Below are 678 nucleotides of genomic sequence, written 5' to 3'. Positions count from 1 at the left end.
CCCGCCCCGCGCCGGGGCGCCCACGCACGACGGCTTCACCCTGCTCACCGGCGGACTGGGCGGCGTCGGCACCGAGATCGCGGCGCATCTGCTGCGCACCCCCGGCACCCGGCTGCTGATCGTGGGCCGCACACCGGCGGCCGAGGCCGTGGTTCCGCCGCGGCTGCGCGAGCTGGGCGAGGTCCGCTACGCCCGCGCCGACGTCACCGACGAACGCCAGGTGCGCGCCGCCGTGGAGGCCGCCGCCGAAGCGTGGGGCACGCCCCTGGGGTCGGTACTGCACCTGGCGGGCACCCTCGTGGAACGCCCCGTGAGTGAGCTGGACACCGCCACCTGGCGCCGGGCGCTCCAGGCGAAGGTGCGCGGCGCGTGGACGCTGCACCGCATCACCGCCGACCACCCGGTCGGCTCCTTCGTCACCTTCTCCTCGGTGAACGGCTTCTTCGGCGGGGCCATGAACGCCGCCTACGCCGCCGCCAACGCCTGCCTGGACGCGCTCGCCCACTACCGCCGCGGTCTCGGCCTGCCCGCACAGTCCCTGGCCTGGAGCATGTGGCGCGAGCGCGGCGTGAGCCGCGGTTACGGGCTCACCGCTCTCACCGAGGCCCGCGGCTACCGGCTGCTCGACGTCACCGCGGCGCTGCGCTCGTTCGACCTGGCCCGCTCCCTGGACGAGCC

The 678-nt window shown here is 76.1% G+C and carries 1 protein-coding gene; it reads left to right on the top strand.

All coding sequences use genetic code 11. The features are described from left to right. On the top strand, positions 1-678 hold a 678-nt coding region (locus tag B7767_RS33885), incomplete at both ends, for a ketoreductase domain-containing protein (protein WP_143652772.1).

The sequence above is a fragment of the Streptomyces sp. 13-12-16 genome, from assembly GCF_002114215.1.
GTDB lineage: Bacteria > Actinomycetota > Actinomycetes > Streptomycetales > Streptomycetaceae > Streptomyces.
This window is presented reverse-complemented; position numbering and strand designations above follow the sequence as displayed.